Raw genomic sequence first — 1,341 nt, 5'->3', positions numbered from 1 at the left:
TGCCGGGAATTCCTCGATACGTGCCATATCGAGGAGGGTTCCGCATGAACCGCACCACTCGCACGAACGACCGCTACTCCGATTCCCGCAAGGGCGGGTCCGGCGGCTTCGACCGGGGCGCCCGTTTCCGCCCGCAGGGCCAGGGGCAGGGCCGTGCCAACCGGTCCGGCGGCTACGGGCGCCGGCCCGCCGCGGTGCAGGGCGAGTTCGCCCTGCCGGTCACCCTCACCCCGGCGCTGCCCCCGGCCGCGACGTTCGGTGAACTGGACATGCCGGTCGAGCTGTTGAAGACGCTCACCGGTCTGGGCATGAGCGAGCCGTTCCCGATCCAGGCGGCGACGTTGCCGAACTCGCTGGCCGGCCGGGACGTGCTGGGCCGCGGCCGCACCGGCTCGGGCAAGACCCTCGCGTTCGGCCTGGCGCTGCTGGCCCGCACCGCCGGCCGGCGCGCCGAGCCGCGCCGGCCGCTGGCCCTGGTCCTGGTGCCCACCCGGGAGCTGGCCCAGCAGGTCACCGACGCGCTCACCCCGTACGCCCGGTCGCTGCAGCTGCGGCTGGCCACCGTGGTCGGCGGCATGTCCATCGGCCGGCAGGCCGGCGCGCTGCGCGCCGGGGCCGAGGTCGTCGTCGCCACCCCCGGACGGCTCAAGGACCTCATCGAGCGCCGGGACTGCCACCTGGACCGGGTGGGCGTCACCGTGCTCGACGAGGCCGACCAGATGGCCGACATGGGCTTCATGCCCCAGGTCACCGAGCTGCTCGACCAGGTACGGCCCGACGGCCAGCGGATGCTGTTCTCCGCCACCCTGGACCGCAACGTCGACCTGCTGGTCCGCCGCTACCTGACCGACCCCGTCGTCCACTCGGTCGACCCCTCGGCCGGCGCGGTCACCACGATGGAGCACCACGTGCTGCACGTCCACGGCGCCGACAAGCACGCCACCACCACCGAGATCGCCGCCCGCGACGGCCGCGTGATCATGTTCCTGGACACCAAGCACGCCGTCGACGGGCTCACCAAACACCTGCTGAGCAGCGGTGTACGGGCCGCCGCGCTGCACGGCGGCAAGTCCCAGCCGCAGCGCACCCGCACCCTGGCCCAGTTCAAGACCGGCCATGTCACGGTGCTGGTGGCCACCAACGTCGCCGCCCGCGGCATCCACGTCGACAACCTCGACCTGGTCGTCAACGTCGACCCGCCCAGCGACCACAAGGACTACCTCCACCGCGGCGGCCGCACCGCCCGGGCCGGCGAGTCCGGCAGCGTCGTCACCCTGGTCCTGCCCAACCAGCGCCGTGACATGGCCCGCCTCATGGCCGACGCCGGCATCACCCCCCAGA

General features: G+C 73.3%; 1 protein-coding gene. It reads left to right on the top strand.

Annotated features, from left to right (window positions below):
- Positions 1 to 44: 44 nt before the first annotated feature.
- Positions 45 to 1,341 (top strand): DEAD/DEAH box helicase (locus AB0M62_RS34840; RefSeq protein ID WP_366078333.1); only part of this gene is annotated, 1,297 nt, incomplete at its 3' end.

The sequence above is a fragment of the Streptomyces sp. NPDC051219 genome, assembly GCF_040682335.1.
In the GTDB taxonomy this organism is placed as follows: Bacteria; Actinomycetota; Actinomycetes; order Streptomycetales; family Streptomycetaceae; genus Streptomyces.
This window is presented reverse-complemented; position numbering and strand designations above follow the sequence as displayed.